Origin of the sequence: Nonomuraea sp. NPDC049152 (assembly GCF_040648355.1) — a bacterium.
Lineage (GTDB): Bacteria > Actinomycetota > Actinomycetes > Streptosporangiales > Streptosporangiaceae > Nonomuraea.
This window is the reverse complement of record NZ_JBEZDO010000012.1, coordinates 85,033-107,747: the sequence shown is the minus strand read 5'-3', so window position 1 is coordinate 107,747 and position 22,715 is coordinate 85,033. Positions and strand designations below refer to the sequence as shown.

Genomic DNA, 22,715 nt, shown 5'->3' with positions numbered 1-22,715 from the left:
CCTTACGGCTACCCTCTAGAAACTTTCCTTCGTCTCGGGTGACTATGGAATGTTGGCTTACCAGATCCGCTCGGCGACGCCGGGGAAAGTCGTTCGGGGTACGTTGGGGCCGATGAACGATCAGCAGGCGGGGACGGCGGGGCCGGGGTACGACCACCGGCCGAGCGGGCGGGCGCTGCCCGCATGGGGAGACGTTTCGGGCGGCAGGCGCCCGGGCCGGGCGCGCGGGAGGTTGATGGTCGCGCCGCTCGTCGGCCTGGCCGTCGTGCTCTCCGGTTGCACCGGCGCGCAGGGCGCGGCGTCGCCCGCTCCCAGCCAGGCGGCGGCAGCGCCGGGTCCTGAGCAGTCGGCGACGCCGCGGGCGAAGGAGCCGGCAAGACAGGCGCCCGCCCCCGACGCCGAGATCCCCAAGGACCCTTCGCGGCTGGCCCGTGCCCTGGCCGCCACCACCGCGGACCTCCGGCGCGCGACGGATGCCTGGGTGCGCGACGGGGACCCGGGCAAGGGCGAGCCGCCCGAGCCGGTGGTGCTGCTGGCTCTGCACCAGCAACGCGTCTACCGCTACCTCGCCCGCAATCCCACAGTCGCGTCCCGCACCTACGCGAAGCTGCCGAAGGCCCTGGCGAAGGAGGCGAAGGACAACGTCACGGCCGCCCGGGGCCTGCTCTCCCTCGTCCGGCCCATCAGCGGGTCGGCGAAATTCCGCGTGCGGCCGCCCAAGCCGGCGAATGTCCTGCTCGGCCACTTCCGGCGCGCCGAGCGCCGGTTCGGCGTCGAGTGGGAGGTGCTGGCGGCGGTGATGTTCGTCGAGACCAAGTTCGGCCGCGTCAGGTCGCCGAGCCACACAGGCGCCCAGGGACCCATGCAGTTCATGCCGGGCACGTGGGCGGCCTACGGGATGGGCGGTGACGTCCATGACACCGGGGACGCCGTGCTCGCCGCGGCCAACTACCTGCACGCGTCGGGGGCGCCGCGCGACTACCGGCGTGCGCTGTTCGCCTACAACCACTCACAGGCGTACGTCGACGCGGTGCTGCTGCACGCGGGCCAGATGAAGCGGGACATCAGGAACTACTACGCCTACTACAACTGGCAGGTGTTCGTGGTCACCACCCGCGGAGACCGTCGCCTGACCGGCCCCTGACCGCCTCCGTGCGAGCACGGCCTCACGTGTGCTAGACTCATGACAGTTGCAGTTGTGGTACCCATACGAACTTGTGTGCACCTGACGGGATGTGACCTTCAGGTGCATTTTTTGTTTTCCGGTCATCTCCGGATGGGCTCAACGCGGCGACGCGGCATCCGCACAGTGTGGATTCCGGTTCTGCACCTATCAAGGGAGATCGACATGGCAACTGGCACCGTGAAGTGGTTCAACTCGGAAAAGGGCTTCGGCTTCATCGAGCAGGACGGCGGCGGCGCCGACGTCTTCGCGCACTACTCCAACATCGTCGCCCAGGGCGGCTACCGGGAGCTGCACGAGGGCCAGAAGGTGTCCTTCGACGTCACCCAGGGCCAGAAGGGCCCGCAGGCGGAGAACATCGTCGCCGCCTGACGTAGCAAGCCTCACGAGCAGGGGCCCGCACCTTCATGGGTGCGGGCCCCTGCTCGTCTCCGCGCTCGGCAGGCGTCCGGGCGACCCGACCCACTGGGTGGACGAGCCGGCGGCCGGGTCAGCGCCTCAGTCTGGCCGAGCGGGCGGCGGGGGCGAGTGGCCGGCCCACCCTGGCCACGTGCAGGAGAGTCTCCGGGTCCTTGACGTCCAGCCTCGCGGCCAGGTGTTCGCGGGTGAAGGCGCAGTCGATGAGCTGGCTGAGCGGGTGGGTGGCGTAGCCGAGCACGGACAGCGCCAGCCACTGCCGCATCAGCACCCGGCCCAGCTCGACCTGCTCCTCCACGGGCCCGACCAGGACGAGCACGTCGCCGTCGTAGTCGAGCAGGCCGCGCGCGGCACCCGCCAGCAGCCTGGGCAGGCCGAGGCGGCGCAGCGCGGGGTAGGCGGCGAGCGCGCCGCGCAGGGCGAGCGTCTCCGCGTCGCTCAGCGCCAGCGCCTTGTGGGTGAGGCCGTCGAACGGGTACCGGGGGTGACTCGGGGTCAGCCGCAGCCATTCGCGCAGCTCGCCCGTGACCTCGGCGTCCGCCCACTGGCGCACGTCGGCCGCGTGCAGCAGGTCCGCCAGGTCGCGGCAGGCGAGGCGGCGCACGTCGGTGTGGCCGTGGCCGCGCAGCCCCGCCACGACGTCGTCGGGCAGGCGGCCGGGGCGGTAGCCTCCCCGGTTCGTGCCGCGCCGCCGTACGTCTTCGGTGGTGAAGGGCGTCTGGTACGGCTGCGCGGAGCCGTACAGGAAGCCGACTCTGCCGGGGCCCCTGTCGGGTCTGAAGCCGACGCTCAGACCCGCGGAGGCGCAGACGATCAGGCAGCACTCGATGAACGCGCCGAGGCTGAGTCGCAGGTCACGGCCGGTGGGGTCGCCGATCGGCAGGCAGCGCTCGGGATCCCAGCCGATCATGGCCTCCGTGCCGTGGTAGGTGAGGGTCCACGGCTGGGTGTTGTGCGCGCTGGGCGCGCGCCAGAAGTCCGGCTCGAGGGCCCGCAGCTCGTTCACGTGAGGTTCTTCTCGTAGAAGGTGTAGCCGTGCAGGGGGCGGCCGCCCATGGCGACGTACTGGGCGGCGGAGCCGGGGTTGGTGCGTTCGACGTAGGTGCTGCGCAGTGCCCGGTAGCCGCCTTCGCGCAGGCCGGCGTGGAGTTCGCGGGAGAGCAGGCGCATGTAGCCGTGGCCCTGCTCGCCGGGGACGGTGCCCTTGATGATGAGGACGGCCTCACGGCGGTGGCTCGATCGGGTGGCCAGCAGCCTGAGCTGGTTGATGAGATGCAGATTTCCGCGAATTTTCGCGATGAATCGCGAGACGTCCGGCAGGCAGAGCACGAAGGCCACCGGACGGCCCGCCTTCGTCAGGTAGAGCAGGAGCGACTCGTCCAGCAGGAACGCCAGGCCGTCCGTCTGCTCGGCCAGTTGCTCGGCGGAGATCTCGGTGTAGTAGCCGAGCTGGGCGAAGCTGGCGTTGAGCATCTCGCGCAGGATCGGCAGCTGCTGCCCGACGCGCCTCCTGTCGCCGCGGTGGATCTGGAGCCGCTCGGCGGCGAGGCGGGAGTCGTCGAAGGTGAAGACCGGCTCCTCGGGCACCGGGCAGATCCAGGTGTCGGCCTCGAACCTGCGGACGAACCCGTGCTTGTCGTAGGTGTCGGGGTAGTAGGGATGGTTCCAGGCGCTGTCGATGAAGCCGCGCTCGTCGAAGCCCGACGTGATGACCCCACCCGACTGGTTGGGCAGCAGCGACACCGGGCCGAAGACGGCCTGCCTGCCCGCCGCCCGCCCTGCCGCGCAGATGCCGTCGAGCAGTTCCTCCCCCGCGTCCTCGGTGAACTCGGTCGACCCGAACAGCTGCGCGGCCGTGCCGAGCTTGGCGTCCAGCGCCGCGTCGGCGTGCAGGGTGGTCCGCCCGACGACTTCTCCCCCTCGTTCGAGCAGGCACAGCCGTACCCCTCTGCGATGCCACGCGCGGACCGTCGCGTGCAGCGGCGGGACGAAGCGCGGGTCGGCGCCGTAGATCCGATCGGTGAGCGAGAGAAAGGCGCGCAGGTCGCGCCTGGACTCGACGGGCCGAAGGCTCACGTCCTGCTCACCCTCGGCCCCTCGCCCTCCTCGGCGGACAGCGGCGTGAACGTCTCGATGTGCGCCATCGGCCCGCCCTCCGCGCGCCAGACGCCGTTGGAGTAGCCCTCGGGCTCGGCGTTGTAGAGGCGGATGTATCCGCCCGTGGCGTTCTTGGTGCCGTCGGTCACCCACCGCATGAGCTTGCGGTGATGGCGGCTGCGGGCGAAGCGCAGCAGCGCGTCGCGGTCCTCGAAGAAGGCCAGCGTGCCGAGCGTGAAGGGGAACTCCCAGTAGACCTTGTGCCAGCGGTAGCCGCGCATCCGCTTCATGTCACGGACCATGCGGAACCAGGTGAAGGTGAGGGTGATGATCGACAAGGCCCCCCGGTAGCGGGTGGCCCCGACGAACATGGCGTTGGCCTGCCCCTGCGGCGGCGCCTTGCTGAAGTCCTTGGTCCTCATGCGTGCTCCACCAGGTAGACGTTCTTCATCTTGGTCAGTGCCGCGAACGGCCCCTCGTTGACCTCGAAGATCCTGACGCGCAGGTCGGCGGAGGTCGGGTCCTCCTTCAGCGACTCGGCGAAGTCGCGCGAGACGCGGCTCAGGTGGGCGACGACGCCCTCGCGGCAGATGCCGGCCAGCGCGTCGCGATCCGGCTCGGCGAGGTCGGTGCCTTCCCGCAGCTCGACGTTGATCACCGGGCGGTACTCCAGTCCTGGCAGCTCCTCCAGCGACAGGCAGAACCTGGCGATGCTCGCGGCGTACGGGTTGCCCTGGTAGAGGCCGTACTCGACGTCCTGCGGGTAGAGGTTGGCGCCCATGTAGGAGATCGTCGAGTCCTTGCGGCCGAACAGGAACAGCAGCGGCAGGTTCATCCGCTCGTCGGTCCAGGTGGCGGCGTAGTCGGCGCCCAGCGCGCGCTTGACCTCGGCCAGCGTGCGCAGCCTTGCCTCGTCGCCGACGTTGTAGCGCAGCTTCGGCTGCAGGCAGGTCTTGGTGTTGATCGTGCACAGCAGCTCACCGGAGCCGTTGACCTCCAGGAACGTCTCCAGCGGGTTGTAGTGGAAGATCATCGGCAGCCGCTGCTCGTCCGGGCCGACAAGGGCGTCGCGCAACCGCTGGTCGGTGGCCAGCCGCTTGCGCAGCCGTACGGTGAACCCGCTCTCCGCGCCCATGCCGATGGTCAGGTCGCTGGCGCCGTATCCCGAGAGCACCTCCTCGAAGCGCTCCTCCAGGTAGTCGCGCAGCGCCTCGGTCATGCCCTCGCCGCCGACCATGCCGCGGATGCGGTAGTCCTGCCAGGGGAAATCCGTCGCGTCGAGCCGGTCGCGCAGGTGCTTGAGGAACGGCGGATAGCCCCCCACCACGTAGTCGTAGCCGGGGCCGAAGTGCTCCAGCGTGTCGGCGATCTTCTCCAGGTCGGGGCCGGTGTTCTTGACCATCGCGATGCGGGCCATGGCGGCGCCGGTGGTGGTGCCCGTCGCCCACGCGCCCATCGAGTAGGCGTTGATCACGAACAGCTTCTCGCCGGGGAAGACCAGCTCGATGTATCCGGCGGCGTTGCGGTAGATGCCCTCGAGCTCCCGCGGCCCGCGCACCCAGTTGTACGGCTTGCCGCTCGAACCCGACGACTCGTCCACGATCACGCCTGGCCGGTGCAGCCTGCCTTCCTGGCAGCGGCTCTGCTCGTCGTAGACGGAGGCGTAGTTCTGCTTGGTCGTCTCGGGGAAGTCCGTGAGCCGCTTGGCGTGCTCGGCGCCGTGGACGCGAAGGAAGTCCCGATAGGCGGGCACGTCCACGGCGGCGAACTGGCAGGCCACGCGGGCGTGCACACGGGCGAGCCGGTCGAGGACCGGGTGGTAGGAGCGGGCCACGAACCGCCACAGGGCGGGGTGCGTGGTGCCCAGCCGGTACGCGCCGGTGAGCAGCCACGAGTAGGCCTGCAGCCTGGCCCTGCGCCAGTGCTGGCGCGGGGTGAGCGGCCCCAGACTCGGACTCTTGCGGGTCATATCCGCGTAACTTAGCGAACACCAGTCAACTTTCGCTTAACGCCCAATCGCCCACCCGCCCCACCTCTTGAAATTAGATCAATTCTCTAGAAAAATACTCCAACATGGCGTCCACAGTGGTGGTAACCGGCGGCAACCGCGGCATCGGGTACGCGGTGTGCGAGCGGCTGGCCGGCGAAGGGTTCACGGTGCTGCTGGTCGCGAGGGATCCGGAGCGCGGCGCGCGGGCCGCGGCGAGCATCCGGGGTGACGTGGAGGTCGTGGCCGGCGACCTCACGACGATCGCGTCCGTCAGGCGGCTGGCCGACGAGCTCCGCGACAGGTGCCCGCGCGTCGACGTGCTCATCCACAACGCCGGGCTGTGGCCCAGTCGCCGCACGCTGACCGGCGACGGCCTGGAGGAGTCCTTCGCCGTCAACCATCTGGCGCCGTTCCTGCTCAACCGCCTGCTGGAAGACCGGCTCGGCCGGGTGGTGCAGGTCAGCGCCGGGCTCTACGTCAAAGGCAAGGCCGAGGTGGGCCGGACGGCCGTGGGCGCAGACTTCCACCAGATGCGGACATATGCCGATACCAAGCTGTGCAACCTGCTGACCGTGCCGCTGTTCGCCGAGCGCTGGCGGGCATCCGGCATCACGATCGACGCCGTCCATCCGGGGGTGATCCGCACCGGGCTCGGCGATCGGCGCGGACCCATGGGATGGCTGCTCAAGCTCGTGAAACGCAAGTGGGCCACGCCGGAGGAGGGCGCCGAGCCCGTCGTCAGGCTGGCGCACGACACCGGGACGGGCCGGTACTTCAACCTGTCCGAAGAGGTCCCCCTGGAGGGACCGGCGCGGGACGCCGAGCTGGCCGGGCGTGTCTGGGAAGAGGCCGAGGCGCTAACGTCGGCGGGGTGACCAGGCACAAGCGCAGCGAGGAGACGATCAGGCGGCTGCTCGACACCGCGCTTGAGGTCTATCCCGGCGACTTCACCCTGCGGGCCATGACCACGCGCAGCGGCGTCAGCATGGGCAGCCTGTACCACCATTTCGGCAGCCTGGAGGGGCTGGCGGCGACGCTGTACAGCCGATGCATGGGCGACCTGCTCGACACGCTGGTCGCCGCCGTCGAGGACTCCGCCAATGCTCGGGACGGCGTACGGCGGGCGGTGGTGGCCTATCTCGGCTTCACCGCGGACCACCCTGACAAGGCCCGCTTCATCCACGCGGCGCCGTACGCGATCGACCTCGGCCCGCACGCCGAGCGGATCGCGGCGGACAAGGCGGCGCGCCTGAACAGGCTGATCGGCTGGATTCGCGTCCACATGGACGAGGGCACGGTCGCCGACCTGCCGATGGCGCAGGTGGAGATGCTCCTGATCGGGCCGGTCGCCGAGGTGACCAGGCGGTGGCTGGCCGGCGCGCCGGAGATCGACCTGGCCGAGTCCGCACGGGTACTGCCCGAGCGGATCTGGCAGTCCCTGCGCAGGTAGCGCGGCAGAGAGCGGATCCACCCGCGGGCGCCCGGTCACGGGGAGAGCGTCACGTCCTGGACCCGGACAGGGACAGCTCGTCCAGCACGGTGCCGGCCAGCTTCTTGGCGCGCGGGTGTCGAAGGTGGAGCCGGAGAAGGCCGAGGCGCCCACCATGACCGCGTAGCAGGCGCGTGGGCGCCCGCATCCGGGTAGTGCGACCTGCGCTAGTTCGCCGTCCGGTCGTGCAGATGGTCTTCCTCGACGATGAACCGGGTCAGGTCGACACGTGAGTTGACGTCCAGCTTCCTGAAGATCTGCCGCAGGTGGAACGCGACTGTGTGCGTGCTGATGAACATCTGGTCGGCGGCCTGGCGGTTGGTCAGCCCCTGGGCGACCAGGCGAGCGACGGCGCGCTGCGTGGTGGTCAGGCTCGCCCATCCGAGCGTCGCGCCCTCGCCGCGGGTCCAGTGGCGGTACCGTACGCCCAGCCTGCGCAGCCGGCGGCGCACCCGCGCGGCGTCTCGCGCCGCTCCCTTCGCCTCGTACTCGGCGAGCGCGTGGTTGAGACTGCTGATCGCGTCGTCGTGCTCCCCTGTCAGCTCGAGTGCCGCCCCGAGATCCTCCCTGGCCGACGCCCGCGCGTAGTCGTCCGCGGTATGGGCGACGGCGACGGCGAGAGCCGTCACGTCGTCGCGGAGCAGGCCTCGGGCGTGGGCCGCCGCGGCCATCACGACGGGGAAGCCCGGATTGTCGTCGGCCAGCCCGTTGATCGCCGCGTTGAACGTCTCGGCGCGCGTCCTGTCGCCCTCGCTCAACGCGAGGCGGACGAGCCATGCCGCGATGGCCGGATCCACGATCAGGAGGGAACGGTGCTGCTCGATCAAGGGGTAGAGGTCGGCGATCAGCCCCATGGCCTGGCGCGGACGTCCCAGCGCCTCCATCACCTGCGCGGCGACCAGCAGGCAGCGCACTCGCCCGTGTGTCGCGGCGTAGGGGGACAACCGCGCGCGGGCGCCCTCCACGTGGGCCGCCGCCGCCTGGAGGTCTCCGCGGCGCAACGCGGCAGAGCCGAGCACCGCCGTGCCCAGTGACGTGAACAGATGCGTTCCCAGCGCGTCGGCGGCGACCAGGCCGGCTTCCGCCGCCGCCACCGCCTCGGCCAGGTGATGGACGGCCAGCTCGTGGCGGGCGTGGAGAAGGGCGGGGCCCGCCGCCCATGCGGTGTGGCCGAGCGCCTCCACCTGCTCGCGCGCCGCGCTCAGGACGGTCTCCGCCTCGCCCAGCAGGCCGGCGTCGAGAAGCATCGAGGCCAGAGCCAGCTGCGGATGGGTACGGCGCGCCGCCGCCGAGCCTTCGCCCGCCCGCCGTACGGCCTCACGGGCCAGACGGATCCCCTCGGCGAGCTTGCCCTCGTCCCAGGATGCGACCGACATGACGGTGAGGGCGGTGACCACGAGAGCGTCGCCGTGGCCGTCCGCGTCGTCGAGGATCGACGCGGCCTGCCGTACGGCGCGCTCGTCGTCCTCCTGTCCGGACAGAGCCTGGAGGAGGACCATCCGGGCCTGGTCGAGGACCGCTTCGGGCAGGCCGGGTGTCGCGAGCGCCTCCTCCGCCTCGTTCACCGCGCCCGCCGCCTCACCGGTCAGCAGGAGCGCGGCCGAGAGCGCGCAGTGCAGCTGGGCGGCGCCCGCCGGAGAGAGGGGCTCGGTCAGGGCCTCGGTGATCAGATCGGTGGCCTCCGCCAGCCGCCCGGCTTCCGTCATGGCCTGGGCGACGTTGAGAGTGAGCGTCAGGCGCTTCGGAGATTCGCCGTCGGTGAGCTTCATCGCGCGCAGGCCGACGTCGGCCGCCGCCTCGGGCGCGTCGGCGAGGAGTTCGTCCACCGCCTGATCCAGCCGTGCCGCGGTGCCGGTGTCACCGTCCTGGGCGGCGACCAGCAGCTGCGCGGCCTTCATGGCGGAGCCACCGCGGTCCAGGAGGATCCCGCCGACCTGGTGGTGCAGGGCTTGGCGGAGCGATGGGGGCAGTCCGTCGATGACGGACTTCCTGACGAGATCGTGCCGGAAGAGGAGGACGTCGGAACTGTCCATGAGGATGTCGGCGAGCATGGCCTCCTGCAAGGCGGGCAGGATGCCTGCGGGGGTTCTGCCGAGGACTTCGGCCACGTCCTCGGGCAGGAAGGAGCGTCCGAGCACGGCAGCGGTCTCCACCACTTGGCGCGCTTGGCCGCTCAGCCGTTCGAGACGCCGCCCCACGGCCCGCTTGAGCCGCTGCGGAAGCCGCTCCGAGACCAGGTGCGCCTGCCCGCCGGAGACATAGACCGCCTGCTCGTCGCACAACCCGGAAAGGAGCTCGGTCAGCAGCAGGGGATTGCCTTCGGCCCCCGCCACGAGCTCCGTCACCTCGCGGCCGGGAGGCGCGGGAAGGAAATCGGCGATCACCTCGGCCGCGGCGTCGGCGGACAGCGGACCGAACTCGATCCGGCCGGCGCCCTCCACCTCCAGGATGGAGAACAGCTGCTCGGCCTCCGTCCCGCGGAAGACGGTGTTCCTGGAGAGCAACCAGACGAGGGGTTGGGCGGACAGCTGGGTCTGAAGGGTTCTCAGCGCCATGAGGGTGGTGGGATCCGCCCATTGGAGATCGTCGAGCGCCACGACCACGGGGTGGACGGCCGCCAGCGCTTCGGCTCTGGCCCGCAGCCGCTCGACCAGCACGATCGGCCTGTCGCCCGCGTCGATCGACGACTCGTTGAACGCCAGGAGCAGCGGCTCCATCGGGACGAGCCGTCCGAGCGGCTCGGCCTGCCCCACGGCGAGCGAGAACCCCCATGCGGTGGCCGCGGCGACGGCTTCGGCGAGGAACCTGCTCTTGCCCGTGCCTGGAGCCCCGTCGAGGAGCAGCACTCCGCCGGTTCCCGGCCTCGCCGCTCGGAAGAGCCCGAGGACTGCGCTCCATTCGCGCTCACGTCCACGCATCCGGTCACCCCGAAGATCCGTCCCCTGACCTTGCGGATAAGAACAGGACTTCGACCAGCATATGCGGGGTGTGCGCACAACCCCATCCAGGTAGCTCCGGCGCCGGGCGAATGTCCGTATCGCTCCTTGAGGACTACCCGAATTGAGGATGTCAAGACAGCCATATGGAGCAAGCCTCGAAGGTGTGGGCCCTACCAAGTGAAGGAAGGTCCGGCGATGGCACTGCTTCAGAATCGGCGAGGTGCGCACGGCCCTTGCAGCGTTTCACCGCTACTCCATGACGGAGTCCTCACCATCACCGAGCCCAAGGCCGAGCGCGCGAAGCCCAGGCACATCGAGATCTCGGAGTGAGCCATGGCCACGTCATCACCTCGCTCCCTGATCGCCAACTACGTGCCTGTGGCCGCCTACGACAGCTACCTCGAAGCGCAGAAGGCCGTCGACCGCCTGTCCGACGAGCGCTTTCCCGTGCAGGAGACGGCCATCGTCGGTACCGGGCTCAAGCTCATGGAGAAAGTGCTCGGGCGCATGACCTACCTGCGGGCAACGGGGCTGGGCGCCCTGTCAGGCGCCTGGTTCGGGCTGCTGGTCGGACTGTTCTTCGCGCTCTTCGCGACAAGGGTCTCGGTTTTCGCCCTGATCGTCTGGGGGCTGATCTGGGGAGCGATCGCCGGCGCCGTGTTCGGGCTCATCTCCCACATGTTCTCCGGCGGGCAGAGGGACTTCGTCGCCACCAGCCAGGTGATCGCGGACAGGTACGAGGTGCTCGTCGCCCCCACGCACGCCGAACGCGCGCGGGAACTGCTCCAGATCCGTCCGACCTAGGAACACAGCGAGGAGACGCTCCGATGGCCAAGGCAGTTGGCATCGATCTCGGCACGACGAACTCAGTGATCGCCGCCATGGAGGGCGGGCAACCGACCGTCATTCCCAACACCGAGGGATCACGCACCACTCCCTCGGTGGTGGCCTTCACCGACCAGGGCGACCGCCTGGTCGGACAGCTGGCCAGACGCCAGGCCATCCTGAATCCCAAAGGGACGATCTACTCCGCCAAACGCTTCATCGGCCGGCGCTTCGACGAGGTGACGAGCGAGCAGACCGCCGTCTCGTTCGACGTCGTGGCCGGTCCGAACGGCGAGGCTCGCTTCGAGATCCGGGGCAAGCAGTACACGCCTGAGGAGATCTCCGCGCTGGTGATCCGCAAGCTCGTGGACGACGCAGGCAAGTACCTCGGGGAGAAGGTCACCGAGGCCGTCATCACCGTCCCCGCCTACTTCAACGACGCCCAGCGCCAGGCGACCAAGGACGCGGGACGCATCGCGGGGATCGAGGTCCTGCGCATCATCAACGAGCCCACCGCCGCCGCTCTGGCGTACGGGCTCGACAAGAAGGCGAACGAGACCGTGCTCGTGTTCGACCTGGGCGGCGGCACGTTCGACGTGAGCATCCTGAACATCGGAGACGGAGTCGTCGAGGTGCGCTCCACCTCGGGTGACACCCACCTCGGCGGCGACGACTTCGACCGGCGCATCGTCGACCACCTCGCCGACGAGTTCCAGCGGCAGGAGGGCATCGACCTGCGCCGCGATCCCCAGGCGCTGCAACGTCTCTTCGAGGCGGCGGAGAAGGCGAAGGTGGAGCTCTCGTCGGTCACCCAGACCACGATCAGCCTGCCGTTCGTCACGGCCGACGCCGCGGGCCCGAAGCACCTGAACACGACGCTGATGCGGTCGACGTTCGATCAGATCACCGCGGACCTCGTCGAGCGGTGCATGGAACCGGTCAAGCAGGCGATGGCCGACGCCAAGCTCACCGCGGACGACATCGACGAGATCATCCTCGTCGGCGGGTCCACCAGGATCCCCGCTGTGCAGAACCTCGTGCGCCGGCTGACCGGCGGCAAGGACCCGAACATGTCGGTGAACCCGGACGAGGTGGTCGCCATCGGCGCCGCCATCCAGGCCGCCGTCATCAAGGGCGAGGTCAAGGACGTCCTGCTGCTCGACGTCACGCCGCTGTCGCTGGGCGTCGAAACGCTGGGCGGCGTGATGACCAAGGTCATCGAGCGCAACACGACCATCCCTGCCCGCCGTACCGAGACCTTCAGCACCGCGGAGGACAACCAGAACTCGGTCGACGTCGTGGTGCTCCAGGGCGAGCGCGAGCGCGCGGCCGACAACCGCGTACTCGGCCGGTTCAAGCTGGAGAACATCCGGCCGGCGCCGCGCGGCGTCCCGCAGATCGAGGTGACCTACGACGTCGACGCCAACGGCATCCTCAACGTCTCGGCGAAGGACAAGGACACCGGCGCCGAACAGCGCATCACCATCAGCGAGAGCTCGACGCTGGACAAGTCGGAAGTCGACCGGATGATCGCGGACGCCGAGCAGCATCGCAACGAGGACGTGCGGCTGCGCGAGCTGGTAGACGCCCGCAACGAGCTCGACAGCGTCGCCTACCAGGTCGAGCGGCGCGTGAGCGAGCTGGGATCCAACGTGGCGGCGCACGAGAAGGCCCGCGCCGAACTGCTGGTCTCGGACGCCCGGCAGGCCATCAAGGAGGAGGTGCCGATCGACCGGCTCCGGTCGCTCACCTCGGAGCTGCAGCAGGTCTTCCACGGCCTGTCCGCCGCCGGCGCGAGCCGGCAGCAGCCTCCGCCGACGGGCGGCGAGGCCGGAGGCCAGGGCAGGGACAAGGGCGGCGCCGACGACGACGTCATCGACGCCGAGTTCACCACCCCTGAGTGACATGTCCGAGTCCGAGCACGATGCCACGCCCGCGCAGGGCGAACAGTCCGAGCTCAAGGCGCTGATCGCACAGCTCGAGGCACGCGTGTCGGAGCTCGAGGACCAGCGGCTGCGCGCGCTGGCCGAGCTCGACAACGTGCGCAAGCGCGCGGCCAAGGAGTCGGAACACGAGCGGGCACGGGTGGCCGGGGAGTGGCTGCCTGTGCTCGACAACCTCGATCTCGCGCTCCACCACGCCGACGCCGATTCCAGCGCGGTCGTCGAAGGGGTGAAGGTCGTGCGGGAGCAGGCCCTCGCCCTTCTCGACCGGCTCGGATTCCCGCGCCAGGACGACACCGGTGCGGCGTTCGATCCGATGCGCCACGAGGCCGTGGGCGCGGTCGCGAGGACCGACGTCCCGCCGGGGACGGTCGTCCAGGTGGTCCGCCCCCGGTACGGCGACGCCGAGCGTCAGCTGCGTCCCGCCACGGTGATCGTGTCGAAGGCGGACTGATGGCCGATCAACGCGACTTCTACGAGGCCCTCGGCGTGTCAAGGACGGCGAGCCAGGACGAGATCCAGCGCGCCTATCGCAAGCTGGCCCGCACCTATCACCCTGACGTCAACAAGGATCCGGAGGCCGAGGAGCGGTTCAAGGAGGTCTCCGAGGCCTATCAGGTCCTCTCCGATCCGGAGACGCGGCGCAGGTACGACGCCTTCGGCGAGGACTTCCGCCGGGTACCCGAGGGCGTCGACCCCGACACGTGGGCGCGAGCACGCGCCGGCGCGGGCGCGGGCCCGCGCGGGGGCGGGCAGTGGAGGGGCGCCGGCGAAGGCGGCGCCTGGCGCGACGTGGACCTCGAAGACCTCTTCGGCGACATGTTCGGCGGGGTGCGCGGCCGGGGCTGGGGTCCTGCCCCCGGCGCCGACCAGGAGGCGGAGCTGGTGCTCACGGTCGAGGAGGCCTACCAGGGCGGCAGGAAGACGCTCGTGCTCAGCGGCGGTCGCCAGATCGATGTGAGCATCCCGGCCGGAGTGACCAACGGCCAGCGCATCCGGCTGGCAGGCCAGGGCGGGCGCGGAGCGAGCGGAGCGACTCCGGGAGACCTCTACCTGATCGTCCGGATCGCCGATCATCCACGTTACCGCGTCGAAGGCCGTGACATCCACGTCGCGCTGCCGATCGCCCCGTGGGAGGGGGCACTGGGGGCGACCGTCTCGCTCGACACTCCCGGCGGCGAGACCAAGGTGCGGGTTCCGAAGGGCACCTCCAGCGGCCGTCGGCTGCGCCTGCGCGGCCAAGGGCTGCCCAACCCCCGTGGCACCCCTGGTGACCTGTACGCCGAGGTCCGGATCATGGTCCCCGAGCAGCTCACCGCCGAGGAGCAGCGCCTGTTCGAGGAGCTGGCCGCGACCTCGTCATTCGACCCGAGGAGATCGCGATGACCTACGCGCTCGTCCGGCGGACGACCGTCGACGCGGCGATGGACCTGGACAGCTTCGCCAGGGCCACCGGGCTCCATCCGGAGCTGGCACGACGGCTGGTCGCCCTGGGTCTGCTCGACGCGAGACGGGACGCGACCGGCAGGCTGTGGTTCCCGCTCTCACAGGTCGCCGTGGCAGGCCGCCTCCAGCGGCTGCGCGCCGGATTCGCGCTGAACTACGCCGCGCTCGGCCTGGTCATGGACCTGCTCGACCACATCGCGGAGCTGGAAGCGGCTCTGCGCAACCAACGCACAGGAGTTTGACGTGGATCCGAACCGCCTGACGCAGAAATCGCAGGAGGCCCTGCACGACGCGCAGACCAAGGCGCTGCGTTTCGGGCACACCGAGATCGACGGGGAGCACCTGCTGCTGGCCCTGCTCGACCGCCCTGACGACCTCGGGCCGCGCCTTCTGCGCCAGGCCGGCGCGGACGCCGACCGCCTCAAAGCGGATCTGGAGGCCGACCTCGAACGCCGCCCGCGCGTGAGCGGCCCTGGCGCCGCCCCCGGGCAGGTCTTCGTCACCCAGCGGCTGTCCCGCCTGCTCGACGCGGCGGAGCGGGAGGCGAAGCGGCTCAAGGACGAGTACGTGTCGGTGGAGCACCTGCTGATCGCCCTGCTGGACGAGGGGTCGCAGACCGCGGGCGGGCGGCTGCTCCGCGAGCACGGCGTCACGCGTGACCGTTTCCTCCAGGCGCTCACCGCGATACGGGGCAACCAGCGGGTGACCTCCGCCATGCCCGAAGTGGCCTACGAGGCGCTCGAGAAGTACGGTCGCGACCTGGTCGCCGACGCCGCGGCGGGAAAGCTCGATCCGGTCATCGGCCGTGACGCCGAGATCCGGCGGGTCATCCAGATCCTGTCCCGCAAGACGAAGAACAATCCGGTGCTCGTCGGCGATCCCGGCGTCGGCAAGACGGCCATCGTCGAGGGCCTGGCCCAGCGCATCAACCGAGGCGACGTACCGGAGGGGCTCAAGGACAAGACGGTCTTCAGCCTCGACATGGGATCGCTCGTGGCCGGCGCCAAATACCGGGGCGAGTTCGAGGAGCGGCTCCAGGCCGTGCTGAACGAGGTCAAGGCCGCCGAGGGGCGGATCCTGCTCTTCGTGGACGAGATGCACACCGTGGTCGGCGCGGGCGCGACGGAAGGCGCCATGGACGCGGGCAACATGCTCAAGCCGATGCTCGCGCGCGGCGAGCTGCACATGATCGGCGCCACGACTCTGCAGGAGTACCGCAAGCACATCGAGAAGGACGCCGCCCTGGAGCGCCGCTTCCAGCCTGTGATCGTCGACGAGCCCACCGTCGAGGACACCATCTCGATCCTGCGCGGCCTGCGCGAGCGGCTCGAGGTGTTCCACGGCGTGAAGATCCAGGACAGTGCGCTGATCGCGGCGGTGGTGCTCAGCCACCGCTACATCTCCGACCGTTTCCTGCCCGACAAGGCGATCGACCTGGTGGACGAGGCGTGCGCCATGCTGCGCACCGAGATCGACTCGATGCCGGCGGAGCTGGACGAGCTCACCCGGCGGGTGATGCGCCTGGAGATCGAGGAAGCGGCGCTGTCCAAGGAGAGCGACCCGGCCAGCGAGGCACGGCTGGAGGATCTGCGCAGGGAACTGGCCGACCTGCGGGCCGAGGCCGACTCCATGCGCGCCCAGTGGGAGGCCGAGCGGCAGGCTCTGCGCAAGGTGCAGGAGCTGCGCCAGGAGATCGAGACCGTGAACCGGCTGGCCGAGCAGGCCGAACGCGACTACGACCTGAACAGGGCCGCGGAACTGCGTCACGGCCGGCTGCCCGAGCTGCAACGCCGGCTCAAGGCGGAGGAGGAACAGCTGGCGGCCAAGCAGGGAAGCCGGCCGCTGCTCAGGGAGGTCGTCACAGAGGAGGAGATCGCCTCGATCGTCTCGCGCTGGACCGGCATCCCGGTCAGCCGCCTCAAGGAAGGCGAGCGCGACAAGCTGCTCCGCCTGGACGAGATCCTGCACGAGCGCGTCGTCGGGCAGGACGAGGCGGTGCAACTGGTGGCCGACGCCATCATCCGCGCCAGGTCCGGCATCAAGGACCCCCGGCGGCCGATCGGGTCGTTCATCTTCCTCGGCCCGACGGGCGTGGGGAAGACCGAGCTCGCCAAGGCCCTCGCGGAGGGCCTGTTCGACACCGACGAGAACATCATCAGGGTCGACATGAGCGAGTACCAGGAGCGGCACACCGTCAGCAGGCTCGTGGGCGCGCCTCCCGGTTACGTCGGCTACGAGGAGGGCGGGCAGCTCACAGAGGCGGTCCGGCGCAAGCCGTACTCCGTGGTCCTCTTCGACGAGATCGAGAAGGCGCACGCGGACGTCTTCAACATCCTGCTCCAGGTGCTGGACGACGGGCGGCTCACCGACGCGCAGGGCCGCACGGTCGACTTCCGCAACACCGTCATCATCATGACGTCGAACATCGGCTCCCAGTACCTGCTCGACGGCTTCACGCCCGACGGGGAGATCAAGCCGGAGAACCGCGAGAGCGTCATGTCGGAGCTGCGGCGGCACTTCCGCCCGGAGTTCCTCAACCGCGTCGACGACATCGTCCTGTTCAAGCCGCTCACGGAGGCGGAGATCGAGCAGATCGTCGACCTGATGTTCGACGACATCAGGACCCGGCTCGCCGATCGCCGCCTGACGCTCGAGGTGACGGAGAACGCCAAGCGCTTCATCGCCCAGCAGGGCTTCGACCCGGTGTACGGCGCGCGCCCGCTGCGCCGGTTCATCTCCCGCGAGGTGGAGACCCGCATCGGCAGGGCGTTGCTCAAGGGCGAGGTGGAGGACGGTTCCGTGATCACCGTCGACGCGCGTGACGGCGAACTCGTCGTCACCTACTGAGGCGGCGTTTGATGTCCTCGCACATCGTGACGTGCGGCGCCTGCGGCCGCAAGAACAGGGTGCCCGCCGCCGCTTCCGGCGTCCCGCGCTGCGGCCAGTGCCACTCGGCCCTGCCCTGGATCGCGGACGCCGATGACACGAGCTTCGCCGAGGTCGCGGAGAAGTCGTCGATTCCCGCCGTGGTCGATCTGTGGGCTCCGTGGTGCGGCCCCTGCCGCATGGTCAGTCCCGCGCTCGAACAGGTCGCGGGAGAGCTGGCCGGTCAGGTGAAGCTGGTGAAGGTCAACATCGACGACTCGCCCGGGATCTCCTCGCGCTTCGAGGTCACGGCCGTGCCCACGCTGCTGGTGATGCGCGACGGGGAGGTGATCGGCCGCCAGGCGGGCGCCGCTCCCGCGCCCGCCCTGCGGCAGTGGGTGACGGGGGTCCTCGCGGATGACAGCGCTCGAAGAGACTCCTGACCGCTCCGTCATGCGGCGGCTCGCCGCCCCGCCGCGGCCGTCTGGGTCAGCACGGTTCGTGCCAGCATGTCGGCGTGCAGGAACAGTGGCGCGTCGGCGCCGGGACGGGCGAAGCCCGCCGCCGCGTGCCAGCCGGCGGTCCACCTGCCCAGGGCGAAGCGACGGGGATGGGGCACGCCGTCCTGCCCGAGCAGGCGCCCGTCCGCGGGCCGTACATCCAGCAGGCCCGCCGCGTCGCGGATCTCGCCCCGGGCGTAGAGCCCGCCGATGAGCGGATCGGTGCTGCGGCTCACGCTCGGCGCGGGCAACCGCGCCTCGACCAGGGCTCGCGCCTCGATCGCGCCGGGGACGGTCGGGCTCGTGGCCCGCCAGGCGCCTGTCCGCTCCTCCTGCTCGATCCGCGGGTCGGCTCCCAGGAAGGTGACCACGCCTGCCCTGGCCAGCGCCCGCAGCTCGGCCAGCCGCGTAGCGGGCGGACCGCCGGCCAGGAAGGCGAACAGCCCCTGGAACCACGGATCCGGCGACGCCTCCGCCAGCACCGCCCGCACGGCGAGCAGCCCGTGGATCATCGCCAGGTCGGCGCTGTAGGCCGGATCGGCACGCCGTTCCAGGTCGGCCGCCAGGTAGCCGTGCATCCACCGCTGCAACCCCGCCGAGTCGCCGAACCGGATGCCGCGCAGCGGCCGCTCCAGCCTGTCCAGATGCAACCGGTCGGCGAACCGGGGCACGGCCTTGGTGACCAGCGCGCGCATCTCTCTGCCGCCCCATTCGGCCGCGGCGAAGGCGTCCAGGAACGCGGCCGGCCCCAGTCTGGTCCTCGACGGGTGCGCGGTGAACAGCTCGCGGTAGTACGCGTACGCCAACTCCTTGGCCACCAGTGTCCTGAGCTCTCCGCCGTCCGAGGGAAGCGCGCCGGGGGTGAGGAAGCGCGGCGGGCCGGGCGGAAACTCCGCCAGCCGGTAGCCGGTCCTGGCGTGTAACGGCACCCCCCTTCGGGATCCCACGTGCAGCAACGGCTCGGCACCGCTGGGCCGGTAGACCGGCTCCCCGTCCCCCGCCCGGGTGAAGCGTCCGCCGCGGCCTGTCGTGAGCAGATCCATGAGATCGAAGAACGCCAGGCCCGCGCCGCGCACGAGCACCCGCTGCCCGGCCGGGATCGCGTCCAGCGGGAGGTCGGCGGCGTGTCCGGTGGGCAGGTACACCAGGTCATGGCGGGCGGCGAACCCGCTCTGGGCGACCTCCTCCGGAGCGGGAGGCACGCTGTACCGCCCCTGCGCCAGGACCACCGCGTCCGCTTCCAGCCATCTCCCGTCGGCGAGCTCCACCCGCTGGATGCCTGGCAGGTCGGCCAGCCCGGTCGCCTCGTCCGTGTGCACGTGCACCCGCACGTTGGCCGGAGCGGTTTGTACGGCACGCTCGAACGCGCCGGACAGAGACCCGTACGGGTGCGGATCCACCACATGGACGTCGAGCGCGGCATCCCCCACCAGCTCGGGCGCATTGGCCAGGATCCGCTCGACGAGACACGTCCCGGTGGGCCCCGCCCCGATCACCGCGATCGCGCTCATCGGCCCCCCTCCCCGGCGAGCGGCACATGATCTCAAAAAACCTATTTACAAGGTAGGTAATAGCGGATTGCCTGTCAACGCGAACCCCCGGAAGATTCTGGAGCGGCGTTCGCCGCCCACGATGGGACTACGGGCGCGAGACGGCGGAGAGCCGGGCGCTCGGCCTGAGGGTGGCGTACCGTCACGGTTGTGAAGCCCCCGCTCAATCCCCCGCCACCGGCTCGCCACCCGGTGGGCGCCGTCGTCGAGCCCCGCACCCGCTTCGCCGCCGATCCCGAGGACGGCGCGAGCCCGCTCGGAGGGCGGCCGTCCGAGGAGCTGAAGGCGTTCGCCGCCGCCGGCCGCGATCCCGCATGACCGGCTTCGGTCCCCGCGTGGTCCTGGTGCCCGATCTGGGCGAGGACCTGGCCCACGCGATGGAGGAGCTGGAGGGGCTGCTGCGGGTCCTGCGGGCCGCCGAGGACGACGGGGCGGTGCTGCCTGCGCCCCTGGCGGGCGGGGCCGCGCTGGCCGCGCTGCGGCGGCTGTGGCGGGCGGTGGCTCCCACCCAGGGGCGGCGCGCGGCCGAGTCCTGGCTCGCGGGGCGGCTGTACGGCCCAGGCGGCCTGGTCGAGCACGTCCCGCTGCGCCTGGTCGACGTCGACCCGGTCGACGTGGCGACGTTGTCGGCCGCGGCCGTCGTGCTCGGCCTCGGCGCGGGCGGCCTCGGCGCGGTGCGCGAGGCCCTGGAGGCCGATCGCGCGAAGCTGTCCGGCGCCGAGCTCGTGGTCGCGGCCGCCCGCATCAGCGGCCTGCTGGACCTGGCCGACACGGCTGAGTCCATCCTGGTGCGCGAGCGCCTGGCAGCCGCGGGACCCGGCGCCGACGTCGTCCTCACCCCGGCTCAGGAGGAGGCCTACCAGGCCACGGCGGGCCGGCTCAACACCATGTGGCCCCGTCGTGTCTCAGGGCCGTGACGGCGTCGCGTCAGCGCGCCGCGCGATCGTCGCCCGCATGATCGCGAGATTGCTCGGCTAGCGGTATTCCTTCAGGGTGATCGCCTCGGCCGTGCGGCGGGCGGAGTTGGCGACCATCTGCATGCCGGGCAGGTAGGGCATGAGGCGCATGTACTGGTTCAGGAAGGCGGTCATCAGGCGACCTTCCGGGACCGTCAACCTGCTCATGCCCTCACCGGACTTCTGGGCGCCCTCGGCATACTCGCGCATGGCTTCCTCATAGCGGGCGAAGGCCACGCGATGGTCGCCTCCGGCCGCCGCCAGCTCGCCCGCCAGCACGTACGCGCCGACCACGGCCAGACCCGATCCCATGCCCGACAGCAGGCAGGGCGAGTACGCGGCGTCGCCGAGCAGGGCAACCCTCCCCTTGGACCAGCGGTCCATGCGGACCTGGGCGACCGAGTCGAAGTAGAAGTCCGGCGCGTCCCACATGGCCGCCAGCGCTCGCCTGGTCTCCCAGCCGACGCCGTCGAATGCCTCGGCGAGGATCTTCTTCTGCTGCATGGTGTCGCGCCTGTCATAGGCAAGCTGGGGTGACCCGAACAGGAACATGGCCCTGGCCTCGGTGTTGTGCCGGGCGCTGTAGATGGCGACCATCTTGCCCGGCGGACGGTAGGCCAGGCCGGTGTGGTCGAGGTCGAGGTAGTTGTCGAGGGGGAAGGCGGCGCAGTGCACGCCCAGATGGCGCACGTAGTCGGTCTCGGGACCGAACGCCAGCGCCCGGACGGTGGAGTGCAGCCCGTCCGCCCCGATCACCAGGTCGAACCGCCGGGTCTGGGCACGCTTGAAGGTGACCGTGACGCCGTGGGCGTCCTCGGCGATGCCCGTGATGGTGTCGTCGAACAGGTATTCGGCGTCGGTGGCGTCGTACAGGACGCGTGACAGGTCGCCGCGCAGGATCTCCACGTCGCCGGCGAACAGGTCGGCGGGCATGCTGCTGATCTTCTTGCCGGTGGCGCTGACGTACGACATGGCGCCCATGCCCGTCTGGTTGCGCTGAATCTCGTCGAGCACCCCCATCTTGCGCAACACGGACAGATGAGCGTTACCGCGGAAGTCCACGGCGTGGCCACCGTCACGCAGGTCGGGGGCGATCTCCACGATCGTCGGAGTGAATCCGTGGCGACGCAGCCAGTGAGCCAGAGCGGGACCTGCGATACCGGCACCGGAGATGAGGATGTTCACGAACGCTCCTTCGGGGGCCCGCCCCTTGTGGGCTCGGCGATGTCTCGAGATTGCCGAGCACGGCTCACCGCTCCCTCACCGTCCGCTCACCGGCCGAGGGACGAGCCGGGGCACGCTATGACGCCGATGTCAGGACATGCGGGCTACGTCATTGCGTCGATCTGGGCGCGCACTTTGGCGATCACTTCCGGCGGCAGCGGGGCGTAGCCGAACAGGGACAGGTACGACTGGCCCGCGTTGCTCGCGGTATAGCGGAAAAACGTGCGCACCAGCGGGTGCGCCCCTTTGCGGCAGGCGATCTCATGGGTCACCAGGACGATCGGGTACGCGCCCTTCTTCTTGGTCGTGTAGTTCAGTTCGATGGTCAGATCGCCGTCCTCGCCGACCAGCCTGGCACCGCCGACGCTCTTGCTCGCGCTCTCCGGCGACAGGGTGACGAACTCGCCCGCGGCGTTCTTCACCTTCGCGATCTGCAGCTCGGCGTTGCTGGCGAAGCCGTACTCCATGTAGCCGATCGCGCCTTCGGTCTCCTTGACCGCGTCGGTGATGCCGCCGGAGCGCGTGACTCCGCGGCCCGGCGCGGGCCACTTCTTGGACGGTTCGTACGGCCAGCCGCCCGCCGCCTTCAGGTAGGTGGTGAAGTTGTGGCTGGTGCCCGAGTCGTCGGAGCGATGCAGGACCTTGATGCCCGCGTGCGGCAGGCGGACCCCACGGTTGTCGGCGGCGATCTCAGCGGCGTCCCATCGGGTGATCCTCCCGCTGAACACGCCGGACATGGTGGCGGGTGAGAGCTTGAGGCCGGGTACCGACGGCAGGTTGTAGGCCACGGCGATGGGTCCCACCACCATCGGCAGGTGGAGCGCGCGGCTGCCGCAGCGCTTGTCCGCCAGTGCCTGCTCCTCAGGCTTCAGCGCGACGTCGGAGCCGGCGAACGCGGTCACGCCATTGGCGAAGTCCCGCACCCCCGCTCCCGAGCCGTTGGGCCGGTAGTCGATCCGCGCCCTCGGATAGATCTTCTGGAAGTCCGCGCGCCACGCCTCCATCGCGCCGAGCTGCGCTGACGAGCCCGACGCGTGGATGGTGACGATGTCGCCGGCCGTCATGACGGTCACGGGCGAGTCCGTGACGCAGCCGCCGCTCGAGGTGAGGGCCGCCAGCGCCAGAGACCCGGCGATTACTGTCATCTTTGGCACACAGTCGACGTTATGGAGGAGTTTGGCCGACTTGGTGAATCCCTTCGCAAATCGAATGCAAGGTACGGTCACCGACAGGTCAAGCCGGGCCGGTGTCCGGCGGGTCATTTCCACCCAAAGCCGCAGGTAGCCTTGCA

At 70.3% G+C, this 22,715-nt stretch carries 21 protein-coding genes; 13 read left to right on the top strand and 8 right to left on the bottom strand.

Going from position 1 to position 22,715, the window contains the following annotated elements:
- The first annotated feature begins 112 nt into the window (after positions 1-112).
- Both AB0B45_RS22825 and AB0B45_RS22820 read left to right on the top strand, forming a co-directional pair.
- Entirely contained in the window at positions 113-1,144 is a 1,032-nt protein-coding gene (locus AB0B45_RS22825) for a lytic transglycosylase domain-containing protein (RefSeq protein ID WP_358133604.1), read from the top strand.
- Between the two features lie 204 nt (positions 1,145-1,348).
- On the top strand, positions 1,349-1,555 hold the full coding sequence (locus AB0B45_RS22820; RefSeq protein ID WP_358133601.1) for a cold-shock protein: 207 nt from the start codon (positions 1,349-1,351) through the stop codon (positions 1,553-1,555).
- A gap of 118 nt (positions 1,556-1,673) precedes the next feature.
- On the opposite strand, the gene AB0B45_RS22815 is transcribed toward AB0B45_RS22820, so the two are convergent.
- The 4 genes from AB0B45_RS22815 to AB0B45_RS22800 are packed head-to-tail and all read right to left on the bottom strand — an operon-like array spanning position 1,674 to position 5,666.
- Positions 1,674-2,606, bottom strand: coding sequence for a hypothetical protein (locus AB0B45_RS22815; RefSeq protein ID WP_358133598.1), 933 nt, complete (start codon positions 2,604-2,606; stop codon positions 1,674-1,676).
- The gene (locus AB0B45_RS22810; RefSeq protein WP_358133595.1) at positions 2,603-3,676 is read right to left on the bottom strand and encodes a hypothetical protein; all 1,074 of its coding nucleotides are present in this window, start codon (positions 3,674-3,676) and stop codon (positions 2,603-2,605) included. The genes AB0B45_RS22815 and AB0B45_RS22810 overlap by 4 nt, the downstream gene beginning before the upstream one ends.
- Positions 3,673-4,119, bottom strand: a complete 447-nt coding sequence (locus AB0B45_RS22805; protein WP_358133593.1) for a DUF4188 domain-containing protein — start codon at positions 4,117-4,119, stop codon at positions 3,673-3,675. The genes AB0B45_RS22810 and AB0B45_RS22805 overlap by 4 nt, the downstream gene beginning before the upstream one ends.
- Positions 4,116-5,666, bottom strand: a complete 1,551-nt coding sequence (locus tag AB0B45_RS22800) for a phenylacetate--CoA ligase family protein (RefSeq protein ID WP_358133592.1) — start codon at positions 5,664-5,666, stop codon at positions 4,116-4,118. Before AB0B45_RS22800 ends, AB0B45_RS22805 begins: the two co-directional genes overlap by 4 nt.
- Before the next feature lie 104 nt (positions 5,667-5,770).
- Between AB0B45_RS22800 and AB0B45_RS22795 the strand changes: the two genes are divergently transcribed.
- Both AB0B45_RS22795 and AB0B45_RS22790 read left to right on the top strand, forming a co-directional pair.
- Positions 5,771-6,562 carry an SDR family NAD(P)-dependent oxidoreductase gene (locus AB0B45_RS22795; protein ID WP_358133590.1) on the top strand — a complete coding sequence of 264 codons (792 nt, stop codon included), beginning with the start codon at positions 5,771-5,773 and terminating at the stop codon, positions 6,560-6,562.
- Positions 6,559-7,137: a TetR/AcrR family transcriptional regulator gene (locus AB0B45_RS22790; protein ID WP_358133588.1), complete on the top strand. Its 579-nt coding sequence runs from the start codon at positions 6,559-6,561 to the stop codon at positions 7,135-7,137. The genes AB0B45_RS22795 and AB0B45_RS22790 overlap by 4 nt, the downstream gene beginning before the upstream one ends.
- Positions 7,138-7,343: 206 nt before the next feature.
- On the opposite strand, the gene AB0B45_RS22785 is transcribed toward AB0B45_RS22790, so the two are convergent.
- Positions 7,344-10,094 (bottom strand): LuxR C-terminal-related transcriptional regulator, encoded by a 2,751-nt coding sequence (locus AB0B45_RS22785; RefSeq protein ID WP_358133587.1) that lies wholly within the window; start codon positions 10,092-10,094, stop codon positions 7,344-7,346.
- A 354-nt stretch (positions 10,095-10,448) separates the two neighbouring features.
- Between AB0B45_RS22785 and AB0B45_RS22780 the strand changes: the two genes are divergently transcribed.
- Genes AB0B45_RS22780 through trxA form a run of 7 tightly spaced genes read left to right on the top strand, consistent with a single transcriptional unit; the run spans position 10,449 to position 17,637 of the window.
- Complete coding sequence (locus AB0B45_RS22780; RefSeq protein WP_358133585.1) at positions 10,449-10,919, top strand: general stress protein; 471 nt, start codon at positions 10,449-10,451, stop codon at positions 10,917-10,919.
- 23 nt (positions 10,920-10,942) lie between these two features.
- Positions 10,943-12,844 (top strand): molecular chaperone DnaK, encoded by a 1,902-nt coding sequence (gene dnaK, locus AB0B45_RS22775; RefSeq protein WP_358133583.1) that lies wholly within the window; start codon positions 10,943-10,945, stop codon positions 12,842-12,844.
- 1 nt (position 12,845) lies between these two features.
- Complete coding sequence (locus AB0B45_RS22770) at positions 12,846-13,337, top strand: nucleotide exchange factor GrpE (RefSeq protein ID WP_358133581.1); 492 nt, start codon at positions 12,846-12,848, stop codon at positions 13,335-13,337.
- Positions 13,337-14,269, top strand: coding sequence for a DnaJ C-terminal domain-containing protein (locus tag AB0B45_RS22765; RefSeq protein ID WP_358133579.1), 933 nt, complete (start codon positions 13,337-13,339; stop codon positions 14,267-14,269). Before AB0B45_RS22770 ends, AB0B45_RS22765 begins: the two co-directional genes overlap by 1 nt.
- A complete protein-coding gene (locus tag AB0B45_RS22760) occupies positions 14,266-14,571 on the top strand; it encodes a chaperone modulator CbpM (RefSeq protein ID WP_358133577.1) in 306 nt (101 codons plus the stop codon). The genes AB0B45_RS22765 and AB0B45_RS22760 overlap by 4 nt, the downstream gene beginning before the upstream one ends.
- A 1-nt stretch (position 14,572) precedes the next feature.
- Positions 14,573-17,176: an ATP-dependent chaperone ClpB gene (clpB, locus tag AB0B45_RS22755; protein ID WP_358133575.1), complete on the top strand. Its 2,604-nt coding sequence runs from the start codon at positions 14,573-14,575 to the stop codon at positions 17,174-17,176.
- An 11-nt stretch (positions 17,177-17,187) separates the two neighbouring features.
- Positions 17,188-17,637, top strand: a complete 450-nt coding sequence (gene trxA, locus AB0B45_RS22750; RefSeq protein ID WP_358133573.1) for a thioredoxin — start codon at positions 17,188-17,190, stop codon at positions 17,635-17,637.
- 8 nt (positions 17,638-17,645) lie between these two features.
- Here trxA and AB0B45_RS22745 read toward each other — a convergent pair whose 3' ends face one another.
- Positions 17,646-19,205, bottom strand: a complete 1,560-nt coding sequence (locus tag AB0B45_RS22745) for an FAD/NAD(P)-binding protein (protein WP_358133571.1) — start codon at positions 19,203-19,205, stop codon at positions 17,646-17,648.
- A gap of 189 nt (positions 19,206-19,394) precedes the next feature.
- Here AB0B45_RS22745 and AB0B45_RS22740 point away from each other — a divergent pair, with 189 nt between their 5' ends.
- Positions 19,395-19,562 (top strand): hypothetical protein, encoded by a 168-nt coding sequence (locus tag AB0B45_RS22740; RefSeq protein WP_358133568.1) that lies wholly within the window; start codon positions 19,395-19,397, stop codon positions 19,560-19,562.
- Positions 19,559-20,161, top strand: coding sequence for a hypothetical protein (locus tag AB0B45_RS22735; RefSeq protein WP_358133566.1), 603 nt, complete (start codon positions 19,559-19,561; stop codon positions 20,159-20,161). Before AB0B45_RS22740 ends, AB0B45_RS22735 begins: the two co-directional genes overlap by 4 nt.
- A gap of 57 nt (positions 20,162-20,218) precedes the next feature.
- On the opposite strand, the gene AB0B45_RS22730 is transcribed toward AB0B45_RS22735, so the two are convergent.
- Positions 20,219-21,385, bottom strand: a complete 1,167-nt coding sequence (locus AB0B45_RS22730) for an FAD-dependent monooxygenase (protein ID WP_358133563.1) — start codon at positions 21,383-21,385, stop codon at positions 20,219-20,221.
- A 143-nt stretch (positions 21,386-21,528) separates the two neighbouring features.
- Positions 21,529-22,569 (bottom strand): phosphate ABC transporter substrate-binding protein PstS, encoded by a 1,041-nt coding sequence (gene pstS, locus AB0B45_RS22725; protein ID WP_358133560.1) that lies wholly within the window; start codon positions 22,567-22,569, stop codon positions 21,529-21,531.
- Positions 22,570-22,715: the final 146 nt, after the last annotated feature.